This is a genomic window from Streptomyces natalensis ATCC 27448 (assembly GCF_000935125.1).
Taxonomy (GTDB): Bacteria; Actinomycetota; Actinomycetes; order Streptomycetales; family Streptomycetaceae; genus Streptomyces; species Streptomyces natalensis.
The window spans coordinates 855,958-879,791 of the sequence record NZ_JRKI01000029.1 but is presented as its reverse complement, the minus strand read 5'-3'; the positions used below and the strand labels follow the sequence as shown (position 1 = coordinate 879,791).

General features: G+C 72.3%; 26 protein-coding genes and 1 pseudogene. 17 read left to right on the top strand and 10 right to left on the bottom strand.

Translation table 11 applies throughout. The features are described 5' to 3' along the window. Positions 1-109: 109 nt before the first annotated feature. A complete protein-coding gene (locus SNA_RS23390) occupies positions 110-424 on the bottom strand; it encodes an ArsR/SmtB family transcription factor (protein ID WP_030067365.1) in 315 nt (104 codons plus the stop codon). 52 nt (positions 425-476) lie between these two features. On the opposite strand from SNA_RS23390, the gene SNA_RS23385 reads away from it, so the two are divergent. From SNA_RS23385 to SNA_RS23345, 8 genes are all read left to right on the top strand, one after another. Continuing rightward, positions 477-1,913: an MFS transporter gene (locus tag SNA_RS23385; protein WP_078970113.1), complete on the top strand. Its 1,437-nt coding sequence runs from the start codon at positions 477-479 to the stop codon at positions 1,911-1,913. A 29-nt stretch (positions 1,914-1,942) separates the two neighbouring features. After that, positions 1,943-2,521 carry a hypothetical protein gene (locus SNA_RS23380; RefSeq protein ID WP_051877357.1) on the top strand — a complete coding sequence of 193 codons (579 nt, stop codon included), beginning with the start codon at positions 1,943-1,945 and terminating at the stop codon, positions 2,519-2,521. Positions 2,522-3,198: 677 nt separating this feature from the next. Beyond that, entirely contained in the window at positions 3,199-4,023 is an 825-nt protein-coding gene (locus SNA_RS23370; protein WP_030067361.1) for a HipA family kinase, read from the top strand. Further along, positions 4,020-4,415: a DUF3037 domain-containing protein gene (locus SNA_RS23365; protein ID WP_030067360.1), complete on the top strand. Its 396-nt coding sequence runs from the start codon at positions 4,020-4,022 to the stop codon at positions 4,413-4,415. The genes SNA_RS23370 and SNA_RS23365 overlap by 4 nt, the downstream gene beginning before the upstream one ends. Before the next feature lie 273 nt (positions 4,416-4,688). After that, positions 4,689-5,450: a 3-oxoacyl-ACP reductase FabG gene (fabG, locus tag SNA_RS23360; RefSeq protein ID WP_030067359.1), complete on the top strand. Its 762-nt coding sequence runs from the start codon at positions 4,689-4,691 to the stop codon at positions 5,448-5,450. Positions 5,451-5,467: 17 nt separating this feature from the next. After that, positions 5,468-6,238, top strand: coding sequence for an SDR family oxidoreductase (locus tag SNA_RS23355; protein ID WP_044366510.1), 771 nt, complete (start codon positions 5,468-5,470; stop codon positions 6,236-6,238). A gap of 203 nt (positions 6,239-6,441) precedes the next feature. Beyond that, positions 6,442-7,116, top strand: coding sequence for a uracil-DNA glycosylase (locus SNA_RS23350; protein ID WP_030067357.1), 675 nt, complete (start codon positions 6,442-6,444; stop codon positions 7,114-7,116). Positions 7,117-7,262: 146 nt separating this feature from the next. Further along, on the top strand, positions 7,263-7,781 hold the full coding sequence (locus SNA_RS23345) for a hypothetical protein (protein WP_030067356.1): 519 nt from the start codon (positions 7,263-7,265) through the stop codon (positions 7,779-7,781). 29 nt (positions 7,782-7,810) lie between these two features. Here the strand turns inward: SNA_RS23345 and SNA_RS23340 are convergent, their stop codons facing one another. Further along, the gene (locus SNA_RS23340) at positions 7,811-8,419 is read right to left on the bottom strand and encodes a TetR/AcrR family transcriptional regulator (protein WP_044366506.1); all 609 of its coding nucleotides are present in this window, start codon (positions 8,417-8,419) and stop codon (positions 7,811-7,813) included. A gap of 291 nt (positions 8,420-8,710) precedes the next feature. Here SNA_RS23340 and SNA_RS23335 point away from each other — a divergent pair, with 291 nt between their 5' ends. Together SNA_RS23335 and SNA_RS23330 are read left to right on the top strand one after the other, a co-directional pair. Beyond that, on the top strand, positions 8,711-9,898 hold the full coding sequence (locus SNA_RS23335) for an FAD-dependent monooxygenase (RefSeq protein ID WP_030067355.1): 1,188 nt from the start codon (positions 8,711-8,713) through the stop codon (positions 9,896-9,898). Between the two features lie 65 nt (positions 9,899-9,963). Continuing rightward, the gene (locus tag SNA_RS23330) at positions 9,964-10,866 is read left to right on the top strand and encodes a Gfo/Idh/MocA family protein (RefSeq protein WP_030067354.1); all 903 of its coding nucleotides are present in this window, start codon (positions 9,964-9,966) and stop codon (positions 10,864-10,866) included. Here SNA_RS23330 and lnt read toward each other — a convergent pair. From lnt to SNA_RS23315, 3 genes are all read right to left on the bottom strand, one after another. Continuing rightward, positions 10,818-12,377 carry an apolipoprotein N-acyltransferase gene (lnt, locus tag SNA_RS23325; RefSeq protein WP_044366504.1) on the bottom strand — a complete coding sequence of 520 codons (1,560 nt, stop codon included), beginning with the start codon at positions 12,375-12,377 and terminating at the stop codon, positions 10,818-10,820. The two genes, SNA_RS23330 and lnt, sit on opposite strands and share 49 nt — an antisense overlap. Before the next feature lie 29 nt (positions 12,378-12,406). Further along, positions 12,407-12,904, bottom strand: a complete 498-nt coding sequence (locus tag SNA_RS23320) for a nuclear transport factor 2 family protein (protein WP_044366503.1) — start codon at positions 12,902-12,904, stop codon at positions 12,407-12,409. Between the two features lie 61 nt (positions 12,905-12,965). Beyond that, positions 12,966-14,957, bottom strand: coding sequence for an ABC transporter ATP-binding protein (locus SNA_RS23315; RefSeq protein WP_044366501.1), 1,992 nt, complete (start codon positions 14,955-14,957; stop codon positions 12,966-12,968). 150 nt (positions 14,958-15,107) lie between these two features. Between SNA_RS23315 and SNA_RS23310 the strand changes: the two are divergent. Both SNA_RS23310 and SNA_RS23305 read left to right on the top strand, forming a co-directional pair. Beyond that, a pseudogene (locus SNA_RS23310) lies at positions 15,108-15,946 on the top strand (ATP-grasp domain-containing protein). A 190-nt stretch (positions 15,947-16,136) separates the two neighbouring features. Continuing rightward, a complete protein-coding gene (locus SNA_RS23305) occupies positions 16,137-16,520 on the top strand; it encodes an STAS domain-containing protein (protein ID WP_030067347.1) in 384 nt (127 codons plus the stop codon). A gap of 28 nt (positions 16,521-16,548) precedes the next feature. Here the strand turns inward: SNA_RS23305 and SNA_RS23300 are convergent, their stop codons facing one another. The 4 genes from SNA_RS23300 to SNA_RS23290 all read right to left on the bottom strand — a co-directional run bounded on the left by SNA_RS23300 (position 16,549) and on the right by SNA_RS23290 (position 19,620). Beyond that, a complete protein-coding gene (locus SNA_RS23300; protein ID WP_030067346.1) occupies positions 16,549-17,037 on the bottom strand; it encodes a glutathione peroxidase in 489 nt (162 codons plus the stop codon). Beyond that, positions 16,997-17,281, bottom strand: coding sequence for a hypothetical protein (locus SNA_RS42665; RefSeq protein ID WP_157880048.1), 285 nt, complete (start codon positions 17,279-17,281; stop codon positions 16,997-16,999). Before SNA_RS42665 ends, SNA_RS23300 begins: the two co-directional genes overlap by 41 nt. Before the next feature lie 8 nt (positions 17,282-17,289). Then, on the bottom strand, positions 17,290-18,639 hold the full coding sequence (locus tag SNA_RS23295) for an SGNH/GDSL hydrolase family protein (RefSeq protein ID WP_078970112.1): 1,350 nt from the start codon (positions 18,637-18,639) through the stop codon (positions 17,290-17,292). 168 nt (positions 18,640-18,807) lie between these two features. Next, the gene (locus SNA_RS23290; RefSeq protein ID WP_030067344.1) at positions 18,808-19,620 is read right to left on the bottom strand and encodes a TetR/AcrR family transcriptional regulator; all 813 of its coding nucleotides are present in this window, start codon (positions 19,618-19,620) and stop codon (positions 18,808-18,810) included. A gap of 76 nt (positions 19,621-19,696) precedes the next feature. On the opposite strand from SNA_RS23290, the gene SNA_RS23285 reads away from it, so the two are divergent. The 4 genes from SNA_RS23285 (at position 19,697) to SNA_RS23270 (ending at position 21,782) form a co-directional block, all read left to right on the top strand. Beyond that, complete coding sequence (locus tag SNA_RS23285) at positions 19,697-20,593, top strand: siderophore-interacting protein (RefSeq protein ID WP_030067343.1); 897 nt, start codon at positions 19,697-19,699, stop codon at positions 20,591-20,593. Between the two features lie 153 nt (positions 20,594-20,746). Next, a complete protein-coding gene (locus tag SNA_RS23280; protein ID WP_030067342.1) occupies positions 20,747-20,947 on the top strand; it encodes a hypothetical protein in 201 nt (66 codons plus the stop codon). After that, positions 20,944-21,357 (top strand): ArsR/SmtB family transcription factor, encoded by a 414-nt coding sequence (locus SNA_RS23275; protein WP_030067341.1) that lies wholly within the window; start codon positions 20,944-20,946, stop codon positions 21,355-21,357. Before SNA_RS23280 ends, SNA_RS23275 begins: the two co-directional genes overlap by 4 nt. A gap of 32 nt (positions 21,358-21,389) precedes the next feature. Beyond that, complete coding sequence (locus tag SNA_RS23270; RefSeq protein ID WP_044366499.1) at positions 21,390-21,782, top strand: hypothetical protein; 393 nt, start codon at positions 21,390-21,392, stop codon at positions 21,780-21,782. Positions 21,783-21,929: 147 nt separating this feature from the next. On the opposite strand, the gene SNA_RS23265 is transcribed toward SNA_RS23270, so the two are convergent. Beyond that, positions 21,930-22,586 carry a CDP-alcohol phosphatidyltransferase family protein gene (locus SNA_RS23265; RefSeq protein WP_051877355.1) on the bottom strand — a complete coding sequence of 219 codons (657 nt, stop codon included), beginning with the start codon at positions 22,584-22,586 and terminating at the stop codon, positions 21,930-21,932. A 204-nt stretch (positions 22,587-22,790) separates the two neighbouring features. Between SNA_RS23265 and SNA_RS23260 the strand changes: the two genes are divergently transcribed. Beyond that, positions 22,791-23,783: a zinc-dependent alcohol dehydrogenase gene (locus SNA_RS23260; RefSeq protein ID WP_030067338.1), complete on the top strand. Its 993-nt coding sequence runs from the start codon at positions 22,791-22,793 to the stop codon at positions 23,781-23,783. Positions 23,784-23,834 lie beyond the last annotated feature (51 nt).

The window sequence follows — 23,834 nt, the reverse complement described above, 5'->3', positions numbered from 1 at the left end:
GACGATGGCCTTCACGATGTCGGTGATCCGGTTGGTGCTGCCTGACCTGCGGGAACGTTAACTACCCGGCCGTGGAGTGTACCGACCTGCGCCCCCTCACGAGGGTGGGTCAAGCCGGGTCGACGTTGTCCAGGACCGCGCGCAGCAGGCCGGGGAAGCGGGCTTCGAACTCGTCGGCGCGCAACCGGGCGCTCTGCTGCTGGCCTTGGTGGGTGCGCAGGAGGATCCCGCACTCGCGCAGCACGCGGAAGTGATGCGAGGCGTTCGACTTGCTGATGCCCAGGGCGTTGTAGATGTCGGAGCATTCGGTCTCGCCCTGGTGGGCGAGCAGCCCGACGATCCGGAGTCTGAGCGGATCGCTCAGACCGTGCATCGCGTCGGCAAGGCTGACGTTGGCCAGCTCGGCGTGGAAGGTGTCTCGCATGGTGGTCGGCCTTCTTCGACCTCCTGGCGAGGTCGTGTGGTGACGGGCGCGGATGCTGTCGGAGGTGTGTCGAAGCGTGCGCGGCGGGCGGGGGGACTTCAAGGTAACCATGTCCATCGCCTTCGCTGTCATGGGCCCGCGACCGGCGCGGCAGTGCGCGGACCGTGGCCGCACGCGCAGTTCAGTCCCACCCACTCACCCAACAGCCTTTTGGGCGCGCCCCATTGGAATCGCCTTGAGTTATGTCCAAAGGTTCAAGAACGGTTGTACCGTTGGACGCATGAACCCACGAATCTACCTTTTAGCCCTCGGTACATTCACAGTAGGAACCGAAGGGTATGTGATCGCCGGTGTGCTGCCGGACGTCGCGCACGACCTGCATTCGACGGTCTCCGTGTGCGGGCAGATGGTCACGGTCTTCGCGGTTGTGTACGCCCTGGCCGGGCCGCCGCTGATCGGGCTGTTCCGCAACGTGCGGCCCAAACGGCTGCTCATCTGGGCCGCGTTGGGGTTCGCCGCGGCCAATCTGGCAGCCGCGGCCTCGCCCGACGTCGTGGCCCTGGCCGGAGCGCGGGTCCTGGCCGCGCTGGGTGCCGCGCTGTTCGCCGCCCCGGCGGCCGCGGCGGCCGCCGCCCTGTGCCCGCCCGAGGAGCTGCCCCGGGCGATCGCCGTGACGGCCGGCGGAAACGCGATCGCCCTCACCCTGGGCGCGCCGATCGGCACCATCGTCGGCGCCGCCTTCGGCTGGCGGGCCGCGTTCGGCTTCGTCACCGCTCTCGCACTGATCACGGCGGTCGCCGTATGGGTCTGGCTCCCCGAGGTCCCCACCTCCACGGCCTCCACCGCTGGACGGCTCAACCTTCTTCGCCAAACCCCCATCAGGTGGGGCCTGTTGACCACACTCGGGCTCTTTCTGGCCGCGTACACCGTGTACACGTACCTCTCGCCCGTGGTGCACAGGGCGACCGGCCTCGGCAGTGACGGCGTGGCCGCTCTGATGATCGTCTTCGGTGCGGGCGGATTCCTCGCGGGGCGGCTGATCGGCCGGGTGCTCGCCAGGCATCCGCTCGCGACCGTGCTGCGCACCGCGCTGCTCCTGATCACCCTGCTCCTCGCAGTTCTGACCCTCATGACGTATGTGCACGTGCCCGCCGTGTCCAGGGTCGTCTCCTTCCCGCTGCTGTTCGCCGTCGGCGCAGCCTGGTGGTCGGGCGGCATCAGCCAGCAGACGCGGCTCGCGGGACTTGCGCCGCAGCAGCGGTCCCAGGCCCTGGGCCTGCACTTCTCCGCCCAGTTCCTGGGGGTCGCGATCGGCGGTGCGGTGGGCGGGCTCGCGCTCTCGGCGGCCGGAGAGGGGGCGGTGCCCGTGGTCGGCGGTGTCATCGCCCTGGCCACCGTCCTCAGCGTCCGCCATGTCCTCCCGGGCGCGCGCAACGACGAAGCCCCGGCCGGGGAGCGGGCGCCGTCCGGCGACTCCGCGTGCGTGTGATCCCCGAAGCGTCGGACCGCGGAGGAACGATGGAAGCCCAACGGCGCGACTGGCTCTTCGGCGCCGGTGCCACACCTACGGAGAAGCTCCTGGCCCACGGGACGGCAGCGCTCGGCACGCTCGCCCTGGCCGTGGCCAACCGCCATGCGGGCTGGGCCTGGTGGCAGTGGCTGCTCGCCATTTCGCTGGTGTGGGACCTGGTCGGGGGAGTGGTGGCCAACGGGCTCGACACCGCGAAGAGCTTCTACCACTCACCGCTGCCCGCGGACACCCCGAAGCTCATCCGCTTCGTCCACCACCCGGTGGGATTCACCGGACTCCACATCCAGCCGGTCCTCGCCGGCCTCCTCTTCCCGGGCGGCAGTTGGTGGTGGGGGACGCTCTGGTACGGCTGGGCCCTCGCCGGCGCCATCGCCGTCGAGGCCGCGCCCGAACGGCTGCAACGGCCGATCGCCCTGGCCACCGTCGTGGCCGGCGCGATGGTCTCTCCGCTCCCGCCCGGCCCGGACGGTCTGAACTGGCTCCCTGTCGTGCTCCTGCTCAAGTTGGTCCTGGCACATGGGGTACCGGAGGGGAAGGGGGACCCGCATCGCGCGATGGTGCCTTGAATGACGGAAGCCGGGCTTCCGCTGAGCGGGACCGAAGTCCCCCTCGGGGAAGCGATGTTCGGACACAAGCCTGGATCCGGTGCACGGACTCCGGGGCCATGGCCATGGCCGGGTAGTTAACGTTCGCGCAGCTCACGCGAGGGGTGTTGACGGGTTGCCGGTGTGTGACTGCGGGCCGGTTCGCGCACGGCCATGTTGGGGGGGGCTGACGGCGGTCGGTGCCTCAACCTGAGGTGGAAAAGGGCTCAAGCACACGAGGCTCCTGGCAGCACGGTGGAACTTGGTCATGACGCCGTCTGCCAGGAGCTTCGTCGTATCGCTGAGCCATCCAACTCATGAGCCATCCCACCAGGTTGGAACAGCCTCAATTCCATGTGCTGCGGCCCACCTACGCCTCGATGATGCTGGAGGCGGGAGAGTCCGCGGTGACTCTGGCGCGGTGGCTCGGGCGCTCCTCGCCGACTGTCACGCTCGGTTACTATGCTCACTTCGTGCCGGAGGCCGGAAGCAATGGGGCGCACCGCCATTGACGGACTGCTCGGGAGGAACAGGAGTCCACCGTGCCGGTAGGAACTCCCCGGATTCTCCCCAGGGTTGTTCGCGGCGGATTCCCCGGCTTGTGCGAATCCGGATCTAATTATGGATTCTCAGGCCGCTGGGTCAGATAGCCTGGGAAAATGCTGACAGAAGTCACAGCGACCCGCTATGTCACGCCCTTGCGTGAGGGCGGATCGCTCCCGGGGATTGTCGAGGCCGACGATCTCGGTACGTACATCATGAAGTTCACCGGTGCAGGTCAGGGCCGTAAGACCCTGGTGGCCGAGATCATCTGCGGGCTGCTGGGGCGTCGGCTCGGTCTGCGGGTGCCGGATCTGGTCCAGATGCAGCTCGACCCCGTCATCGGTCTGAGCGAGCCCGACCAGGAGGTGCAGGAACTCCTCAAGGCCAGCGGCGGACTGAACCTCGGCATGGACTACCTCCCCGGATCGCTCGGCTTCGATCCGCTCGCCTTCGAGGTGGGCGCGCGCGAGGCGGGCCGTGTGGTGTGGTTCGACGCGCTGATCAACAACGTGGACCGGTCCTGGCGCAACCCCAACATGCTGGTCTGGCACGGCGAACTGTGGCTGATCGACCACGGCGCCACCATGATCTGGCACCACAACTGGCCCGGCGCGGAGAAGGCCGCCATCAAGCCGTTCAACGCCTCCGACCATGTGCTGGCCACCTTCGCCCCGGACCTGGCCTCGGCCGCTGCCGAGTTCGCGCCCCGTATCACCGAGGATCTGCTGACCGAGATCACGGCCGAGGTCCCGGACGAGTGGCTGACCGACGAGCCCGGATTCGACTCGCCGGACGAGGTGCGCCGGGCCTACGTCCGGACGCTGCTGGCCCGTGCCGAGGTCATCAGCGACCAGATCACCATCGGGGACCGCAGCAAGGACGCCCCCTCGCAGGCACCGGAATGGCTGGCCGGCAAGCTGCCGCGGAGGGCTGTGAAGTGAACGGTCTGCACAACGGGCGCGATGTCTTCGAGTACGCCCTGCTGAAGGTCGTCCCGCGGGTCGAGCGGGGCGAGATGATCAACGCCGGGGTGATCGTGTACTGCCGCGCCCGGCGCTTCGTCGAGGCGTGTACGTATCTGGACGAGGCCCGGCTGCGCGCCCTGGATCCCTCGTGCGACGTCGAGGGCGTACGGGCCGCGCTGGCGGCCGTCGAGGGCATCTGCCACGGCGGTGCGCAGGCCGGCCAGGCGGCCGAGGACGATGCGGGGCGGCGCTTCCGGTGGCTGATCGCCCCGCGCAGCACGATCGTCCAGCCGGGCCCGGTCCACACGGGGCTCACCACCGACCCCGCCGCGGAGGCGAAACGGCTGCTGGAGCTGTTGGTGCGCTGAGGGCGCGCCGGATGGTGCCAGGGTGTGCGCCGAAGGTGCGCTGAGCCGCAGGAATGCCGTGAGGGACGCCGGGCCTGTCCGTGGGACGGGCCCGGCGCCCTTGTGTTCGGGGGAGGCGGTTGCGGCGGTATCAGGTGAGGTGGGTTACGGCGCGGCGGCGGGGCGTTGACAGCGGGTGGCCGGGCTTCTAGCGTCAGCCCTACTAAGCGGTTGCTCACCTGTTCGGCCGGTGCGGCGAGCCGCTTTCGAGGTTTCGAGGTGAGGAGAACCCGCATGTCCACCACCGAGCAGCGCGTCGCCATCGTGACGGGCGCGGCCCGCGGCATCGGCGCGGCCACCGCCGTACGCCTGGCGGCCGAGGGCCGTGCCGTCGCCGTACTCGACCTCGACGAGGCGGCCTGCAAGGAGACCGTCGAGAAGATCACCGCGGCGGGCGGCAAGGCCATCGCCGTCGGCTGCGACGTCTCGGACGCGGCCCAGGTGGAGGCGGCCGTCGAGCGTGTCGCGAGCGAGCTCGGTGCGCCCACCGTGCTGGTCAACAACGCGGGTGTGCTCCGCGACAACCTGCTGTTCAAGATGAGCGACACCGACTGGGACACGGTCATGAACGTGCATCTGCGGGGCGCGTTCCTGATGTCGCGGGCCTGTCAGAAGCACATGGTCGACGCCAAGTTCGGCCGGATCGTCAACCTCTCCTCCAGCTCGGCGCTCGGCAACCGCGGCCAGGTCAACTACTCGGCCGCCAAGGCCGGTCTCCAGGGCTTCACCAAGACCCTTGCCATCGAGCTCGGCAAGTTCGGCGTCACCGCCAACGCCGTCGCCCCCGGCTTCATCGCCACCGACATGACCGCCGCCACCGCCGAGCGGGTCGGCATGGGCTTCGAGGACTTCCAGGCGGCCGCCGCCACGCAGATCCCGGTGCAGCGCGTCGGCAGGCCGGAGGACATCGCCAACGCCATCGCCTTCTTCACGGGCGAGGCGGCCGGATTCGTCTCCGGCCAGGTCCTGTACGTCGCCGGCGGACCGCTCAACTGACCCCAGGAGTCATGGATATGACCGAGCAGAACAGCGCGCTTCCCGAGCCCTCCGGCAAGGTGGCGCTGGTCACCGGCGCCAGCCGGGGCATCGGCTACGGCATCGCCCAGGCCCTGGTGGCCCGCGGCGACCGCGTCGTGATCACCGGGCGCAACGAGGACGCCCTCAAGGAGGCCGTCGGGAATCTGGGCGCCGACCGGGTGATCGGCGTGGCCGGCAAGGCGCATGACGAGGCTCACCAGGCCGTCGCCGTCGAGCGGACGATGGAGATCTTCGGCCGCGTCGACTACCTGGTCAACAACGCCGGTACGAACCCCGTGTTCGGCCCGATCGCCGACCTCGACCTCGGCGTCGCGCGCAAGGTGTTCGAGACCAACGTCATCTCGGCGCTCGGCTTCGCCCAGCGCACCTGGCACGCCTGGCAGAAGGACAACGGCGGCGCCATCGTCAACATCACCTCCATCGCCGGGCTCAACGCTTCGCCCTTCATCGGCGCGTACGGCATGAGCAAGGCGGCCATGGTCAACCTGACGCAGCAGCTCGCCCATGAGTTCGCGCCGGTGGCCCGGGTCAACTCCATCGCCCCCGCGGTGATCAAGACCAAGTTCGCGGCCGCGCTCTACGAGAACCGCGAGGAGGAGGCGGCGTCGGGCTACCCCATGGCCCGGCTCGGCGTCCCGGAGGACATCGGCGGGGCCGCGGCCTTCCTGCTCTCCGACGCCTCGGGGTGGATCACCGGGCAGACGCTGGTCGTCGACGGCGGTCTGTTCCTCAACGCCGGGGTCTGAGCGGGAGGAGCCGAGTGGGGGCGGGCGCCGAGGCGCCCGCCCCCACTCCCCGTATGGGATCCTGAGGGACGGCGCCTGAGGCCCCGCCGCCCCGCGGCGGGCCCCGTGATCCGCCGCCCGCGGGCCCCGTTGTCAGTGGTCGCCGGTAGGTTCTGATGACGAGAACGGAACGTACACCGGAGGTTGTTGACGTGGTGACCGACATGCTGCCCGAATCCTGGCGGGGGGTCCTCGGCGAGGAGCTGGAGAAGCCCTATGTCAAGGAGCTGACCGACTTCGTCGAGCAGGAGCGGGCCCAGGGACCGGTCTACCCGCCCCACGACCAGGTCTTCGCGGCGCTGGAGGCCACGCCGTACGACCAGGTGAAGGTGCTGGTCCTCGGGCAGGACCCGTACCACGGCGCGGGCCAGGGCCACGGCCTGTGCTTCTCGGTGCAGCCCGGCGTCAAGACGCCGCCGTCGCTGCGCAACATCTACAAGGAGATGAAGGAGGAGCTGGGCCACCCCGTCCCGGACAACGGCTATCTGCTGCCGTGGGCGCAGCAGGGCGTGCTGCTGCTGAACGCCGTGCTCACGGTCCGCGAGGGCGAGGCAAATTCCCACAAGGGCAAGGGCTGGGAGAAGGTCACCGATGCGGTGATCCGCGCGGTGTCGTCCCGGCCGGACCCGGCGGTGTTCGTGCTGTGGGGGAATTACGCCAAGAAGAAGCTCCCGCTGATCGACCAGGACCGGCATGCCGTGGTGCAGGGCGCACACCCCTCCCCGCTCTCCGCGAAGAAGTTCTTCGGCTCCCGCCCCTTCACCCAGATCAACGAGGCGATCGCCGCCCAGGGCCACGCCCCGATCGACTGGCGCATTCCGGACCTGCATCAGGACTGACCCGCAGGGGCCGAGACACCCCCTCCGCGCGCCGCGCACGCCGCGCGGAGGCTTCCCCCGGCGGTTAGCGTCGGGGGAAGGGCCAGGGCGGACACGCTCCGGGGCGCAGCCGCTCCGGGGCGGCGAGCGAGCGCGGGGTGAGTGCGATGGAGGAGGAGCGGCGGGACGAGTCGCCTCTGGACGAGGTGCCCCCGGACGGCGTGCTCACCCGGATCGGCCAGGCGATCATGCTGCATCGCGCCGGCGACCGGGAAGAGGCACGCAACCGCCTCGCCGGCCTGTGGGACGAGCTGGGGCCGCAGGGGGACGCCTTCCACCGCTGCGCGCTCGCGCACTACATGGCCGACACCCAGGACGACCCGCGCGACGAGCTCGACTGGGACCTGCGCGCCCTGGAGGCGGCCGAGGGCTTCGTCACCGCACCGGCCGAGGGGACGGACGCCGGTGCCCTGCGCGCCTTCTTCCCCTCCCTCCACCTCAATCTCGCCGCCGACTACGTCGCCCTGGACCGCCCGGCCGACGCCCGCGCCCAGCTGCTCAGGGCCCGCGCCTCCACTCATGGCCTCGCCGACGGCGAATACCGGCAGGGGCTCCGGGAGGCGATCGACCGGCTGGCGGTCCGGCTGGACGGGGACGGGGGCAGGGGCTGGAGCGCCGGGGGGTAGCGGACGGGGCGGGACGGGGGAGGGGCAGGCTACTCGGGCCGGCTCGGCAGCATCCCGTTCAGCAATTCCGCGCAGGAGGTGCGCAGGGCGGCCCGGCTCGGTACGGCGGCGTGGTACTGCCCCGCTGTGCAGGAGAAGAGCACCCCGTCGCACCAGGCGATCATGCTCAGCGCATGCCGCTCGGGGTCGGCGGAGCCGGCCGCCCTCAGCATCGCCGCCATCGGCTCCCGGAAGGCCCGCCCGGCACGGTCGTAAGGGGCCCGCAGCTCGGGCCGCCGGGTCGCCTCCAGCGCCAGTTCGTAGCGCGCGACGACCAACTGCCGGTGGCGGGACAGATAGCGGTGGAGGGCCAGGGACAGTGCCTCGGCGACGGCCGCCGGTGTGATGCTCCCGTCACTCGTGGCGGGCGGCATCGCGTCGGGGGTGAGGACGGCCGCCTCGCGTTCGGCCAGCCGTCGTACGGCGCTCTCCAGCAAGGCCGCCCGGGTACGCGCCAGATTCGAGGTGGAGCCCTGCGGCAGCCCCGCCGCTTCGTCGACGGCGCGGTGCGTGAGCCCGCGCATCCCGCGTTCGGCGAGCAGTGCCAGGGCGGTGTCGGCGATCAGCTGATGACGCGGGGTGGTGCTGCGGGTGTTCATGGGGGAGGAGTTTATCGGGTCCGACTACGTCTGTAGTGCTGCACTGTCCAGGTGGGTGAGTGGCGCCTGGGGGTGGCTGTGGCTGCGGCTGTGGCCGCGGCGATGGCTGTGACTGTGGCCGCGACGACGGCCGTGACCGCGACTGCGGCCGTGGTGAGCGCAACAACACCTGTAGTGAATCGCGACTACATCCGTAGTAAGCTGTGACTACAGGCGTAGTTCCGGCGCCCGGCTGCCCCACAGGTGGACGCCCCGGGCGGCGCAAGGACACCAAGGACAGTGGGAGTGGCCATGGAGCGGCGTACCGCGATCGTGATCGGCGGGGGAATCGGCGGGCTCACCGCCGCGGTGGCGCTGGACCGGCGCGGCTGGGCGGTCACCGTTCTCGAACGGGCCGCCGCGCTGGAGCCGGTGGGCGCGGGAATCGGACTGGCGCCCAACGCCCAGCGCGCGCTGGACACCCTCGGTGTGGGCGATGCGGTCCGCGCGCTCGCCGCCTGGCGCGCCACCGGCGCGATCCGCCTACCCGGCGGCCGCGTCCTCGCCCGTACGGACAATGCCGCCGCCGTCCGGCGCTTCGGCGGGCCGGTCGTCGTCGCTCCCCGTGCCGAACTCGTCGAGCTGCTCGCCGAGCGGCTGCCGGCCGGTTCCGTCCGTACCGGTGCCGTCGCCACGCTCGTCGACGTGGGCGACCCGGCGCCCGGCGGCCGTGCCGCCAGGGTGCGGTGTGGTGACGAGGAGCTGACCGCGGATCTCGTCGTGGGCGCGGACGGGATTCGTTCGGCGGTGCGCCGGGCCGTCTTTCCCGGCCACCCCGAGCCCCGCTACGCGGGCTTCACCGCCTGGCGATTCGTCGTGCCCGCCGCCACGGCCCCCGGCACGCCGACGCCGCACGAGACGTGGGGCCCAGGGGGCCTGTGGGGCTCACAACCCCTGCACGGCGGGCGCGTCTACGCCTACGCCACCGCGGTCGTACCTCCCGGCGGACGCGCCCCCGGCGGCGACGAACGGGCCGAACTGCTGCGCCGCTTCGGCGACTGGCACCACCCGGTCCCCGCGCTGCTCGCCGCCGTCGATCCGGCTGCCGTGCTCCGCAACGACGTGTGCAGCGCGGCCGCCCCGCCGCCCGCCTTCCACCGGGGACGCGTCGCCCTGCTCGGCGACGCCGTCCACCCCATGACCCCCAACCTCGGTCAGGGCGGCTGTCAGGCCATCGAGGACGCCGTCGTGCTCGCCCACCGGGCAGCCCCGGACAAAGACCTCGGCGCCGCGCTCGGCGCTTACACCCGGGAGCGGTTGCCGCGCACCATGGAGGTGGTGCGCCGGACGGAGCGGATCGGCCGGCTCACCACCTGGCGCGCCCGGCCGGCCTGCCTGCTGCGCGACGCCCTGATGGCGACCACCGCCCGCCTCGCCCCGGATCTCCCGCTGCGCGCCCTCGACGGCATTGCCGACTGGCGTCCGCCTGCCGCGCCGTAAGCTTCCGGCCGAGGGGCCGAGGAAGCACCCCGGGTCCCGCTCACCGCAACGAACAGGGAGAACGCGTGAAGGTCGGCTGCATCGGGCTCGGAGACATCGCGCAGAAGGCGTACCTCCCGGTACTGGGCGCGCAGCCCGGCATCGAGCTGCACTTGCAGACCCGCACTCCGGCCACGCTCCAACGGGTCGGCGACGGCTGCCGGCTGCCCGCCCGGCAGCTGCACACCGAGCTGGACTCGCTGCTCGCGGCCGGGCTGGACGCGGCCTTCGTGCATGCGCCGACGTCCGTGCACCCGGAGATCGTCACCCGGCTGATCGAGGCCGGCGTACCGACGTATGTCGACAAACCGATCTCCTACGAACTCGCCGAGTCCGAGCGCATCGTGCGCCTCGCCGAGGATCGCGGGGTGGGGCTGGCCGTGGGGTTCAACCGCCGCTTCGCGCCCGCCTACTCCCAGTGCCGCGAGCACGCCCGCGAGCTGATCCTGATGCAGAAGAACCGCGTCGGCCTGCCCGAGGACCCGCGCACCCTGGTGCTGGACGACTTCATCCACGTCGTCGACACCCTGCGGTTCCTGGTGCCCGGCGAGGCCGACCACATCGATGTGCGGGCCCGGATCCGCGGGGGGCTGATGGAGCATGTGGTGCTCCAGCTGTCCGGTGACGGTTTCACGGCCCTCGGCATCATGAACCGGCTCAGCGGCTCCGCCGAGGAGATCCTGGAGGTGTCGGGGCAGGACACCAAGCGCCAGGTCGTCAACCTCGCCGAGGTCATCGACCACAAGGGACAGCCGACGATCCGCCGCCGCGGCGACTGGGTGCCGGTCGCGCGGCAACGGGGTATCGAGCAGGCGGTGCTCGCGTTCCTCGATTCGGTACGTGCCGGCGAGGTGCTCAGCGCTGTGGACGCCCTGAAGACTCACGAGTTGTGCGAGCGCATCGTGCGCGAGGCGACGCAGGAGGGCTGAGGGCGCCCGAGCGTCCGTACGCCCGCGTACGCGCCGGAGAGCACCAGCGCGCCGATCGCCCCGTACAGCGCCCAGTCGCCCCACCGGGTGTACGGACTGGTGCCTTCGGCGAGCGGGAGGTCGTAGACGGCCGCCGCGCTGCGGTCGGTGCCGAGGCGCTCGCCGACCGGCTCGCCCCGGGGGCCGTAGACCGCGCTGATGCCGGTGAGCGTGGCGTGCACCACGGGGCGCCAGTTCTCCGCGGCGCGCAGTGCCGCCAGTGAGGCGTGCTGGGCCGGTGCCCAGCTGTCCTGGAAGGTCGAGGTGGCGGTCTGCGCGACGAGTACCTGGGCACCGTCGCGCGCCAGATGGCGGCTCATGTCCGGGAAGGCGGACTCGAAGCAGACCAGCGGGCCGATGCGCAGTCCGCCCGCCGAGGGGATCGTCATCACCACCTGGTGGGTGCCGCGGATCCCGTTGGCGGGCGCGGCCTTGCCCACCCGGGTGGCCCAGCCCAGGAGGGGCCTGGCCGGTATGTACTCGCCGAACGGCACCAGGCGCATCTTGGCGTAGCGGTCGCCGGTCGGCCCGTGCGGCCCGATCAGTACCGCGCTCTTCTCGATGCCCGGCCGGCCCGGGCGCCGGGCATCGGCGTTGACCAGTAGATCCGCGCCGGTGCGCCGGGCGAGCGCGGTGAGCCGGGCGGCGAGCGCGGGATGGTCGGCCGGGTCCTGAACGACGCTGCTCTCGCCCCAGACGACGAGGCGGACTCCGCGGCCCGCCAGCGACCGGACCAGCGCCTCGCTGCGGGCCAGCCGCGCGGCGGGGGCGTCGATGACGCCCGGTTGGACGACGGCGATCCGTACCGTCCCGGCCGGGCGGGGGACCGGCGCCCACCACCAGGCCGCGGTGGCCGCCAGGGCGCACACCAGCAGTCCGGTGACGGCCGGCCGCCAGGCCGCCGGACGGGCGAGCAGTTCGGCCAGCGCGGTGTTCACCACCACGATCAGCAGGCTCACCAGCCACACCCCGCCGAGCGAGGCCAGCCGCAGCGCGGGCGGCAGCTGCCACTGGCTGGCGCCCAGCAGGCCCCACGGGCCGCCCAGATATTCCCAGGAGCGGACCAGCTCCACCATCAGCCAGCCCGACGGCACCAGCACCAGCGCGGCGGCGCACCTCCCGGCGCCCGGCGCGCCCCCCAGCAGCGCGCGCACCAGGATCCCCCAGGGGGCCCACAGCGCCCCCAGCAGCAGGGCCAGCACCAGGATGAAGACGTGCAGACTCGGCAACAGCCAGTGGTGGACGGCCAGCATGAAGCCGGTGCCGCCCAGCCAGCCGTCCGCCGCCGCCCGCCGTACGGTCGGGGCGGTGCGCACCAGCAGCAGCCAGGGGACGAGGACGGCGTAGGCCGGCCACCACCAGGACGGCGCCGGAAAGACCAGCACCGGGAGCGCCCCGGCGAGCGCGGCCGCCAGGCCCCGCCACCAGGGGGAGGCGAGCCATCGGGGGCGAGAGCCGAGCGATATGTGCATAGCGTCTCCCTGCGCAGCCACGTGCGTGCTCATTCCCCGGCCGCTGCCACCTCGCGCCATTTCTCGTGCACGACGACCTCGGCCAGCCGCCAGCCGTCGGGGGTGCGGCGGGCGGTGAAGGCGTAGCGGCCGGCGCAGGTGTAGTTGGGGCCGGTGGGGGCCGCGGGGCCGGCGGGGCCGTCATCGGGGGCCGCCGGGCCGCCGAGCCGCATCGGGTTGAGGTAGTCGGCCTGGACGGTGGCGGTGTCGCCCGGGGCGCCGTCCTGCCGGGCGAGGGCGATCCGGCGGTTGACGATCAGATGCTGCCGTATGGGGAAGTGGTGCAGCACCTCGGTCAGCCAGGCCGTGATCGTCGTGGTGTCGCCCTCGATACCGCCCGCCGAGCGGTAGTCGGCTCTGCCGTCGTCGGTGAACAGGGACAGGTAGGCGGGCCAGTCCCCGTCGTCCAGGGCGATCGCATAGCCCGTGATCAGATCGTCGATCGCGAGGCGGTCCATGACGGTCGAGTGTTCCGCGCGCTGCGTCATTGCCTCAGTTTTCGGCATAGGAAGGCCCCCGCCAAGAGAGCGGGGGCCAAGCGGCGGGACTTCACGGCACCAGGGCGGGCTCCCCGCTGAGCTCCGGGCCCGCATCCCGGTCCTCGTCCGCACGGGCGCTCCGGTCCTCGTCGGGCCCCGTCACCAGGTCCTCATCCGGCCCCGCAGCCTCGTGCGAATCCGTCTCGGTGGCGAACTGCGTCCGGTACAGCTCCGCATAGCGCCCATCGGCCGCCAGCAGCGTCTCGTGCGTGCCGCGCTCGACGATCCGGCCGCCCTCGACGACGAGGATCAGATCGGCGGCCCGTACGGTCGACAGCCGGTGGGCGATCACCAGCGCCGTGCGGCCCTCCAGGGCCTCGGTGAGCGCCTCCTGGACGGCGGCCTCGGAGGTGTTGTCCAGGTGGGCGGTGGCCTCGTCCAGGATGACCACCCGCGGGTGGGCGAGCAGCAGCCGGGCGATGGTCAGCCGCTGCCGTTCACCGCCGGAGAGCCGGTAGCCGCGCTCGCCGACGACGGTGCCCAGCCCGTCGGGCAGGGCGCGGACCAGCTCCTCCAGACGGGCGCGGCGCAGCGCGTCCCACAGCTCCTCCTCGGCCGCCTCCGGCCTGGCCAGCAGCAGGTTCTCGCGGATGGTGTCGTGGAAGAGGTGCCCGTCCTGGGTGACCATGCCGAGCGCATCGCGCAGCGAGGCGGCGGTCAGATCGCGGACGTCCACCCCGGACAGCCGTACCGCGCCGCCGTCGGCGTCGTAGAGCCGCGGCAGCAGCTGCGCAATGGTCGACTTGCCCGCACCGGAGGAGCCGACGAGGGCGACCATCTGGCCCGGCTCGGCGCGGAAGGAGACGCCGTGCAGGACCTGTTCGCCGCCCCGGGTGTCGAGGGTGGCGACCTCCTCCAGGGAGGCGAGGGAGACCTTGTCGGCGGACGGGTAGGCGAAGCGCACGGTGTCGAACTCCACCGAGACCGGGCCGTCCGGCACCTCCCTGGCGTCCGGCTTCTCGGTGATCAGCGGCTTGAGGTCCAGCACCTCGAAGACCCGCTCAAAGCTGACCAGCGCGCTCATCACCTCGATGTGCGCCCCGGACAGCGCGGTCAGCGGGGCGTAGAGCCGGGTGAGCAGCAGGGCGAGCGAGACGATCGCGCCGGGCTCCAGGTGGCCGCGCAGGGCGAGGAAGCCGCCGAGCCCGTAGACGACGGCGAGCGCCAGGGCGGAGACCAGGGTGAGTGCGGTGACGAAGTAGGTCTGCACCATCGCCGAGCGGACGCCGATGTCCCGTACCCGACGGGCCCGGAGGGCGAATTCCGCCGATTCGCGGGACGGGCGGCCCATCAGCTTGACGAGGGTGGCGCCGGGCGCGGAGAACCGTTCGGTCATCTGGGTGCCCATCGCGGCGTTGTGGTCGGCGCCCTCCCGCCGCAGCCCCGCAAGCCGTCGTCCGACCCGGCGGGCGGGCAGGACGAACACCGGCAGCAGGACGAGCGCGATCACGGTGATCTGCCAGGACAGACTCATCATCACCACCAGGGTCAGCAGCAGCGTCACGATGTTGCTGACGACCCCGGAGAGGGTGTCGCTGAAGGCGCGCTGGGCGCCGATCACATCGTTGTTGAGGCGGCTGACCAGCGCACCTGTACGGGTGCGGGTGAAGAACGCGATCGGCATCCGCTGGACGTGGTCGTAGACGGTGGTGCGCAGATCCAGGATCAGCCCCTCGCCGATGCTCGCAGACAGCCACCGGGTCAGCAGCCCCAGGCCCGCCTCGGCGAGCGCGATCACGGCGATCAGCCCGGACAGCCCCAGGACGACACCGGGCGCATCGCGGCCCACGATCGCGTCGACCACCCGCCCGGCGAGCAGCGGGGTGGCCACCGCGAGCATCGCGGTCACGGTGCTCAGGACCAGGAACCACACCAGGCGCTTGCGGTGCGGCCGGGCGAAGGCCGCGATCCGGCGCAGGGTTCCGCGGGAGAAGCGCCTGCTGCCCTGCTGCGCGGTCATGGTGCTGTGCAGGGAATGCCAGGCGGTGACTTCCATGTCCATGGGGGACTCCTGTCTGTCGGCGTCGTCACGGGATCGCCGTGAAGGACCGGCGACATAGAAGGAACCTAGAACCTCAACCAATATTGAGGTCAAGGGATTCCCGCCGCGGTCACCCTCAAGGGCGCCCGCCCCATGGCTACGATGGCGGGCATGCGCTACGGGGGAGCGGACCGGATCACGGCCCGGCCGGCGGCGGGGGAGCCCGGGACCCTTGTCCTGCCGCCGCGGCTGACCGCATCCGCCGAAACGCTGCGCGAGGCCGCCCGCCGCCGCGGACTGGACACCGTCCAGCTGCCCACCTTCGCCGTCCCCGACGGGCTACGGGCCACACATCTGCACGCCGGACCGTCCTTCGCCGACGCGGTGGCCGCCCCGCTCGGCCTCGCCCCGCTCGAAGCCCCGGCCGACTGGCTCGCCGAGCTGCCCCGCGACCTGGTACGGCGCGAGATCCGCGCGCTGCCGGTCCGCGAGGCGTACGCCCTGCGCCGGCCCGTGTTCGTCAAATCACCCAACGACAAGGGCATCCGGGCCATGGTCTACGCCGACGGCTCCCGGCTGCCGGGCCCCGACGCCGTCGATCCGCAGACCCTCGTCCTGGTCTCCGACGTGGTGACCTTCGCCGCCGAATACCGGCTCTACCTCCTGGACGGCGAGGTGCGCACCGGCAGCCGCTATGCCGAGGACGGCCGCCTGAGCCTCGGACCGCTCGGCCCGGACGCGGCCGCCTTCGGCGCCGAACTCCTCGCGCGCTGCGGCGGTGGCCTGCCCTCCGCCATCGTCGTCGACATCGGCCTCTCGACGGCAACTGGGCGGTCATCGAGGCCAACGCGGCCTGGGCGAGCGGCCGGTACACCAGCGATCCGGACCTGGCGCTGGATGTGGTGCTGCGCTCCGCCGGTCCGGCCGCCCATCTCGCGCCGCGCGACCGGCCGTTCGTCCGGACGGCGGCGGAGGACCGCGCCGAGGCGGCCGCCGCCAGACGCAATTGAGCCAACCTTTTTACGCGGTTCTCACCAGGACTTGACGCTATGACAGCCGGGTAAGCGGTACAACGTAAGGCACGGAATACGCACCCCGAGCAGGCACACAGACCGTACCGCGTACCTACCCTTCCCCCCGTATGCCTTCGCCACCTGAGTGGCGCTGTCTCGCTCCCTGACAGGAAAGTGGGTCGGGCCGATGGCCGAGGGTCACCCGTACCAAGAATTCTTCGGCCACCTCCGCGAGGCGGGCGGCACGCTCGTGCTCGAACTGCGCGGGGAGTGGGACATCCTGGCCGCGTCGGTGGCAGCCGGCCGGCTGGACGCGCTGACCGGCGGGCCGCGCACCGACCTCGTCCTCGATGTGCGCGCGGTGACCTTCATGGACTGCGCCGGGCTGGGCCTGCTGTGCCGCGCCCGGCACCGGACGCGGGAGCGCGGCGGACGGCTGCGGCTGACCGGCGTCGAGGACGACGGCTGGGTCGCGCGGCTGCTGCGGATGGCCGCGCTGACCGAGGAGTTCGAGATCGTGACCGAGGGCATCGCCGGGGCCACCTGCCTGGCCGACTGCGTGGCCGTCTGACCGGTGGCCCCGGGGACCGCATCGGGTATCAGGCGGGCAGCGCCGCCTCGATGGCCGCCACCAGCTCATCGGCCTCCGGCTCGGTGCGCGGCCGGAACCGCCCCACGACCGCGCCCTGAGAGTCGATCAGAAACTTCTCGAAGTTCCACTGGACGTCACCGGCCGCGCCCTCCGCGTCCTTGGCGGCGGTCAGCTCGGCGTACAGCGGATGGCGCTGCGCACCGTTGACATCGGTCTTCTCGAACAGCGGGAAGCTGACCCCGTACGTCGTCGAGCAGAAGGTCGCGATCTCCTCGGCGCTGCCCGGCTCCTGGCCCGCGAACTGGTTGCTGGGGAAGCCCAGCACACTGAAGCCGCGGTCGGCGTAGCGCTCCTGGAGCCGCTCCAGGCCCGAGTACTGCGGGGTCAGCCCGCACTTGGACGCCACATTGACGACCAGCAGCGCGCGGCCGCGGTAGTCGGCCAGCGAGGCGGGGTCACCGGTCAGGGTGCGCAGTGGAATGTCGTACAGACTCACGGTCATGCTCCTCAAGGCGGGTGCGCGGACAGGGACGTCCGTCGTCCGTGACAACAGCGGCGTCCGGCCTGATCTTCCCGGCATCGTCGACCGGCCATGACAACACCGGTCGCAGCGCCCCCGCACGCCACTCCCGAAGCAGCTGGTCGAAGATCGGCGTCGGTTCCTCGGCGGGCCGCCAGGCATGCGGGGGAGAGAGCGAGAGCTGCTGAAAAACATGACCGGTGGTCTTTTTGAGGTCCATGTCCGGATTCAACCGGGCGGGAGCTGCCCTGGTTGCGGTGCGGCCGCGCGACGGCCGCCAGATGCGCCTGAGCCGGTGACGGGCAGAAGATACGTTCCCGCGCGGCCCAGCGTCGACAGATCCACCGCCTGTGCCATGGCGTGCATACCGGCGGTGTTCGGATGCACGCCGTCGCCGCTGTTGTAACGGGGGTGCAGCCGCCGGGGCTCCGCCGGATCGCGCAGCGCCGCATCGAAATCGACCATGCCGTCGAAGGTCCGCGTGGTGCGGATCCAGTGGTTGACCTGCCTGCGCATCCGTTCGCCCGCTCCGGTCAGCAGGGCGTTGGGGATGATGGTGCCCGCATGCAAGGCGACCCCGGCGGCCTGCGCCCGGTTGGCCAGCGCGGCCAGTCCCGCGATCACCTGGCCGGAGGTCACCCGGTGATGCCGGTGCACCCCCACGCGGGAACCCAGGTCGTTGGTGCCCAGCAGCACGATGACGTCGGAGACGGCGGTCTGCCGCAGCGCATCGCGGGCGAACCGGGCCTCGCCGTTGACCCCGAGGTGGACCCGGCCGTCGGCGCCGGTCCCCCGGTCGCTCAGCAGCCGGTTGCCGCCGATGCCCGCGTTGACGACGGAGAGGCCGCGGCCGCGCCGCGCCCGGGCCAGCCGCCGGGCCAGCACGTCCGGCCAGCGCTGGTTGACGTCGTCGGGGATGCGGCCGCCCTCGGTGAGGGAGTCGCCGAAGGCCACCACCGTACGGTCCGCGGCCGTCGTGGCGACGTCCACACCTTCCAGGAAGTACCAGGACAGGAGCCGCCGGGGGAAGGCCGAGCCGGTCTCGTCGGCGGTGTGATCGCCCAGGTGGGAGAGATAGCTGGTCTGCTTCGCCCCGCCGTGCCAGGTGGTGGGCCCGGTGGCGGTCGGCAGATGGATGCTCACCACCAGGTCGCGGTCGGCGTCAACGGTCAGCCGTACGGGATCGCTGACGAGTTCCGCGCCCACGGGGAGGGTGGCCGAGCGGCGTCCGGCGAAGGTCACCCGGCGCCCGGTACCCGGTTCGGTCGCCGCGCCCCTCGCCCGCCGGGCGACGGTCACCGCGCCCAGGTCGAGCGGCCGGGTGCCGTACAGATTGGACAGCCGCAGCCGGACCAGGTCGCCGCCGACCGACAGATGCACCACCAGGCGCACGGTGCGATGGGTGAAGCCGGCGACGGAGCGGCCCCGGCGGGCGGGCGGGGTCAGGGCCGTGGCCCAGCCGCCGACCCAGTGACGGGACGCGCCTGCGGGAGCCGCTTGTGTCGCGGCCGCCCCCAGGAGGCCGAGCGAGGCCGCACCGGCCAGGAGTGATCTGCGGGCCAAGGGTCGTCCGCGCACGGGATGCCTCCTGTCGTCCGTCACCGGGAGCGCTCGGCCATGGTCACGGACGGGTGCCCTCACCGGGGCCGCGGTCGGCCGCGTACACGCCGCTCTCGCCCTTCTGGCGGCACCCGGGTGGCCGAGAGGCGGGCGGGGGAGGCGTTCTGACGGGTTGTCAGGAGGGCCTCACCGGCCGGACTTGTCGATGGACGCCGCGATGCCGTCCAGGAGGACGTCCAGGCCGACCTCGAAGGTGGTCTTCGCCTCGCGCTCCAGGTACGGCTCCGCGCCCCCGGTGTGCGGGGCGGCGCCCTCGGTCTCCAGGCGGACCACGAGCGGAAAGCGGTCCTGGAAATCGGGGACGACCTCGCCGAGGACGCTGGAGCGCGACTGCCACCACTCCTCGTCGGACACGCCGGTCGCCGCCGCGGCCAGCCGCGATTCGGTGACGGTCTGGGCGGCGCCGCGCACGAAGTGGAAGAGTGCGCCGACGATACGGCGCAGCACCGCGGAGTCCAGCTCCGTCGCGTACAGCAGCCGCACCAGCGTCTCCAGCGCGACATATTCGTTCGGGCCCAGCACCGGGCGGGCCTGGGAGACCTGGAGCACCCAGGGGTGGCGCAGATAGAACTCCCAGGTGTCCTCGGCCCATGACGTCACGGCGGACCGCCAGCCCTGCGCGAGGTCGTAGTCGGTGGGCAGTTCGGCCAGCGCCCGGTCGTACATCAGGTCCAGTAGCTCGCTCTTGCTGGGGACGTAGGTGTACAGCGCCATCGCGGTCCGCCCCAGGCGCGCGCCGACCGCGCGCATGGACAGCGCGGCCAGGCCCTCGGCGTCCGCGAGCGCGATGCCGGCGTCCACGATCGCGTCCACGCTGAGCGCGGGCTTGGGGCCGGGTGCCGACCGTTTCCCGGCCGGTCCACCGCCCTTGGCGTCCTTGGCGCGCCACAGCAGGGACATCGAACGGCGGGCGTCGCCCTGGCCGGCGAAGAGAACCACTTGCGAACTCCTTACGGCATAAAGTAACCTCGTCGAGACGAACTCTTTACGACGTAAAGATATCAGGGGGACTTCCATGACGCACCTGCCTGTCGCGCTCCTTCATGTCACCGACGTCCGGCGGATCACCCCGCGGATGGTCCGTATCACCTTCGCCGGAGACGGTCTCGACGACTTCCCCACCTGGCCCGACCAGCAGCTCAAACTGCTCTTCCCCAAGCCGGGCCGGACCGCACCCCGCCTCCCGCAGAGGGGGGCCGACGACGATCCGATGCGCTGGTACCAGGCATTTCTCGCCCTCCCCGAGGACGAACGGCCCTGGATGCGCAGCTATACGGTGCGGTCCTACGATGCCGAACGCCACCGGATCGCCGTCGACTTCGTGCTCCACGGCGCCGCGACCGCACCGCAGGACGCCGCCGCCACCGGACCGGCCACCCGCTGGGCCGCCGGTGCCCGCGTGGGCGACACCCTCGCGCGGTACGGGCCGGACGCGCTCTACGCCAGGCCGCTGCCGCTCGGTGAGGCCGATGCGCTGCTGCTGGCCGGTGACGAGACGGCCCTGCCGGCCATCGGCTCGCTGGTGGAGTCGCTGCCGCCGGGCCTTCGCGCGCTGGCGTGCATCGAGGTGGCCGACGCCGTGGAGGAGCAGTCCTGGGTGACACAGTCCGACTTCACGGTCCACTGGGTGCACCGCAACGCTCTCGCGACCGGACACGGCGAGGGGCTGCTGAGTGCCGTCCGCGACGCCGTCCTCCCCTCCGGCCGGATCTTCGCCTGGCTGGCCGGTGAGGCGGGCACCGTCCGCGCACTGCGCCGCCATCTGGTGGAGGAGCGCGGCCTGGCCAAACGGCAGATCGAGTTCACCGGCTACTGGCGCCGCGCGCTCACCCAGGACGACGCCCCCACCGAAGAGGACCTGGCGGAGGCGCGGGAAAAGATAGCGGCGGCCCGGACGCAGGCCGCGGGGTAGGGGATCGCGCCGCTTGTGGCCGTTTTGCGGCCTCCGGAGGAATTCAAGTCCGCCGACCCATAGGGCCCGCCCGCCCTCGTCGTCTACAGTTGCAGAATTCCGCAATTCAACAGATGACGCGACGGCCGGTCGGCCTGGACGCGGAGGGCATGCGTGGGCGGTTACGCCGAGTCGGTACGGGAACGGGTACGCGCGGCGCGCGCCGCCGTGGCCACGGCGGCGTCGGCGGACGACGCCTATGCGCTGGCCGTGGCGCAGGACGAGCTGGACGATGCGCTGCGCATCGCCCACAACATCGGCATCGACCCCGACCGCGGGTCCGGGCCCGGTCCGCAGAGCGGGGCGCCGGCATGACCGGGGCATGGGGGCCGCGCGCTCAGGCCCCGCTCTACCAGGCGAAGGCCGAGTTCTTCCGGATGCTGGGCCATCCGGTCCGGATCCGCGTCCTGGAACTGCTCCAGGACGGTCCGCTGCCGGTGCGCAGTCTGCTGTCCGCGATCGAGGTGGAGCCCTCGGCGCTCTCCCAGCAACTGGCGGTTCTGCGCCGCTCGGGGATCGTGACGGCCACCCGCAGCGGTTCCACCGTCGTCTACGAACTCTCCGGCGGCGATGTCACGGAGCTGCTGCGCGCCGCGCGGCGGGTGCTGACCGAGGTGCTCACCGGCCGCGATGCGCTCCTTGCCGCACTGCGGGAGGGCGAGGGCGGCGCCGCGGCGGCGGGTGCGGCGGCGGGTGCGGTCGCGAGTGCGGGGGCGGTGTCGTGATGTCCGCCCGCCGCCCCGGGGAGTGAGCGCCGATGGCCGCAGCCAGGCGTAAAGGGCCGCCGTCGTGGCGGGCGGTCCGCTCGCGCACCTGCATACCGTCGGCCACCGGGCCGGGCGCCGCCCGCCCGTGCCGCGGCCGCCACCACACCCGCCGTCCGCTGCGCACCGTCCGCGGACACGGCCGCGGCTGCCCGGAGTCCGTCGCCCGCCACCGGACGTCGCCGCGCTGCGGCATCCGGCGCGGCACCACCACCGCCGTCCGCCCCGGCCGCCAGCTGGCGCGGCTGCCCGGCGCGGTGCATGTGCCGCACCGTCCGGCCCAACGCAGCGTCTGGCAGCGGATGTTGCTCGCCCTTCTCGTCGGCCAGCTGCTGCTGCTCTTCCTGGCGCTGGTGGTCTATCTGGGCCGGCACGCGGGGACGTAGGGCTCGGGGCGCGGCGCCTGGGTGGGGGCACCTCCCGGCGTCGGCCGGGGGAGCCGCGGGCCCAGCCCGGCTCAGCCCAGCCCGGCCCGGCCCGTCGGACAGGTCTCAGGCCGACCCGTTGGACAGTCCCCGGCCCGGCGCGCCGGATCAGGTCCGGGTCCGCCACAGCCACCCGATGTCCCGCCCGAACGACCACACCAGCAGCGCCAGGGCCGCCGCCACGGCAATGAACGCCCAGGTGTGCGGCACGATTCCGGCGCCGGCCACCACCAGGACGATTCCCTGGAGCGCGGCCACCGTCTTGCGGGCCATGCTGTGCGGCAAATCGCCGCGCAGCCACGGCAGGGCCCACGAGGCGGCGACGAACGCATAGCGCATCAGGCCGATGGCCAGCACCCAGCCGCCCAGCGGCATGGCGACATAGACGGACAGCACCAGGATGAGAAAGGCGTCCACCTCCATGTCGAAGCGGGCGCCCAGCGCCGTCGCCGTGCCCGTACGCCGTGCCACATGGCCGTCGACGGCGTCCAGGACCAGCGCCACCGTGGCCAGCGCGACCAGCACCCCCACCGGCGCCCGGTGTTCGAAGGAGTCGGCCACCAGAGCCGTCACCGCGCCGACCAGAATGGCCCGGGCCAGGGTGACGCGGTTGGCCGGGCCGAACGGGCCGGTCCAGGAACGACGCAGCGCGATCATCAGCACCGCCCAGGTCACCACCGCGAAGGTGGAGCCGGTCAGCCACCCCGCGGTCCCCAGGCCGACCGCCCGGCACAGCACCTCCAGCACCAACAGCTGCACGCCCATTCCGGCGGTCATGTCCGGGCCGTACGGCGGTGTGGCGTACGGCCTTATGCCGTAAGGGTCTTGTACGGTCACCGGGCCTCCCGAGACGTATGGCGCAGGCGATGACCGCCGCGTATCGTACGGCGTCATCAAGATCCCCCAGGATCCCCGCCGTGCAGTGCCCCAGCATTAACGATCCCGCGCCGAAGCGTCCAGGAGGATCCGATGTCGCGCCTCGCCCAGGCATTCTGGATCACTTCTCCCGGACGGGGCGAGATCCGCGAGGTCGCGCTGCCGGTGCCCGGCGAGGACGAGGTGCTGGTGCGGGCGCAGTGGTCCGGTGTGAGCCGGGGGACCGAGAGCCTGGTGTTCCGCGGCGAGGTGCCCGCGAGCCAGTACGGGGCGATGCGCGCGCCGTTCCAGGAAGGGGATTTCCCGGGGCCGGTCAAGTACGGCTATCTGGGCGTCGGGGTCGTCGAGGAGGGCCCGGCGCCGCTCCTCGGGCGGACGGTGTTCTGCCTGCATCCGCATCAGACGCGTTATGTCGTCCCGGCCAGCGCCGTGATCCCGGTGCCGGACACCGTTCCCGCCGCGCGGGCCGTCCTCGCCGGGACGGTGGAGACCGCGGTGAACGCTCTGTGGGACGCAGCGCCGCTGCTCGGCGACCGGATCGCGGTGGTCGGCGCGGGGATGGTCGGCTGCGCCGTCGCCGCCGTGCTCGCCCGCTACCCCGCGCTCAGGGTGCAGCTGGTCGACACGGATCCCGCGCGGGCGGCGACCGCAGAGGCGCTCGGCGTCCCCTTCGCGCTGCCCGGGGAAGCGCTGGACGGATGCGACCTCGTCGTGCACGCCAGTGCCACCGGGGCCGGGCTCACCCGCGCCCTCGAACTGCTCGCCCCGGAGGGCACGGTCATCGAACTCAGCTGGTACGGCGACCGGCAGGTCAGCCTGCCGCTGGGGGAGGCGTTCCACTCCCGGCGCCTGGTCGTCCGCAGCAGCCAGGTGGGCGCCGTCTCCCCGGCCCGGCGCGCTCGCCGCGGCTTCGCCGACCGGCTCGCGCTCGCCCTCGATCTCCTCGCCGACCCCGCCTTCGATGCGCTGATCACCGGCGAATCCGCCTTCGAGAACCTGCCCCAGATCATGCCCGGCCTCGCCTCGGGCGCACTGCCCGCGCTGTGCCACCGCATCCGGTACGGGGACGGGGCGGACCGCGAGTAGCCCGTACCGCGGGACCGCCCGCCGCCCGCCCGGCCGGCTGACCGCGTCCCG

What these genes read in the sequence shown, in the direction of transcription:
- SNA_RS23275 (WP_030067341.1), top strand. Translation starts at nt 20,944, where the DNA reads ATGACCGGGGCATGGGGGCCGCGCGCTCAGGCCCCGCTCTACCAGGCG.
- SNA_RS23265 (WP_051877355.1), bottom strand. Translation starts at nt 22,586, where the DNA reads ATGGGCGTGCAGCTGTTGGTGCTGGAGGTGCTGTGCCGGGCGGTCGGC.
- SNA_RS23370 (WP_030067361.1), top strand. Translation starts at nt 3,199, where the DNA reads ATGCTGACAGAAGTCACAGCGACCCGCTATGTCACGCCCTTGCGTGAG.
- fabG (WP_030067359.1), top strand. Translation starts at nt 4,689, where the DNA reads ATGTCCACCACCGAGCAGCGCGTCGCCATCGTGACGGGCGCGGCCCGC.
- SNA_RS23340 (WP_044366506.1), bottom strand. Translation starts at nt 8,419, where the DNA reads ATGAACACCCGCAGCACCACCCCGCGTCATCAGCTGATCGCCGACACC.
- SNA_RS23315 (WP_044366501.1), bottom strand. Translation starts at nt 14,957, where the DNA reads ATGGACATGGAAGTCACCGCCTGGCATTCCCTGCACAGCACCATGACC.
- SNA_RS23385 (WP_078970113.1), top strand. Translation starts at nt 477, where the DNA reads ATGCTGTCGGAGGTGTGTCGAAGCGTGCGCGGCGGGCGGGGGGACTTC.
- SNA_RS23345 (WP_030067356.1), top strand. Translation starts at nt 7,263, where the DNA reads ATGGAGGAGGAGCGGCGGGACGAGTCGCCTCTGGACGAGGTGCCCCCG.
- SNA_RS23355 (WP_044366510.1), top strand. Translation starts at nt 5,468, where the DNA reads ATGACCGAGCAGAACAGCGCGCTTCCCGAGCCCTCCGGCAAGGTGGCG.
- SNA_RS23390 (WP_030067365.1), bottom strand. Translation starts at nt 424, where the DNA reads ATGCGAGACACCTTCCACGCCGAGCTGGCCAACGTCAGCCTTGCCGAC.
- SNA_RS23260 (WP_030067338.1), top strand. Translation starts at nt 22,791, where the DNA reads ATGTCGCGCCTCGCCCAGGCATTCTGGATCACTTCTCCCGGACGGGGC.
- SNA_RS23320 (WP_044366503.1), bottom strand. Translation starts at nt 12,904, where the DNA reads ATGACGCAGCGCGCGGAACACTCGACCGTCATGGACCGCCTCGCGATC.
- SNA_RS23380 (WP_051877357.1), top strand. Translation starts at nt 1,943, where the DNA reads ATGGAAGCCCAACGGCGCGACTGGCTCTTCGGCGCCGGTGCCACACCT.
- SNA_RS23350 (WP_030067357.1), top strand. Translation starts at nt 6,442, where the DNA reads ATGCTGCCCGAATCCTGGCGGGGGGTCCTCGGCGAGGAGCTGGAGAAG.
- SNA_RS23305 (WP_030067347.1), top strand. Translation starts at nt 16,137, where the DNA reads ATGGCCGAGGGTCACCCGTACCAAGAATTCTTCGGCCACCTCCGCGAG.
- SNA_RS23335 (WP_030067355.1), top strand. Translation starts at nt 8,711, where the DNA reads ATGGAGCGGCGTACCGCGATCGTGATCGGCGGGGGAATCGGCGGGCTC.
- SNA_RS23285 (WP_030067343.1), top strand. Translation starts at nt 19,697, where the DNA reads ATGACGCACCTGCCTGTCGCGCTCCTTCATGTCACCGACGTCCGGCGG.
- lnt (WP_044366504.1), bottom strand. Translation starts at nt 12,377, where the DNA reads ATGCACATATCGCTCGGCTCTCGCCCCCGATGGCTCGCCTCCCCCTGG.
- SNA_RS23270 (WP_044366499.1), top strand. Translation starts at nt 21,390, where the DNA reads ATGGCCGCAGCCAGGCGTAAAGGGCCGCCGTCGTGGCGGGCGGTCCGC.
- SNA_RS42665 (WP_157880048.1), bottom strand. Translation starts at nt 17,281, where the DNA reads ATGGACCTCAAAAAGACCACCGGTCATGTTTTTCAGCAGCTCTCGCTC.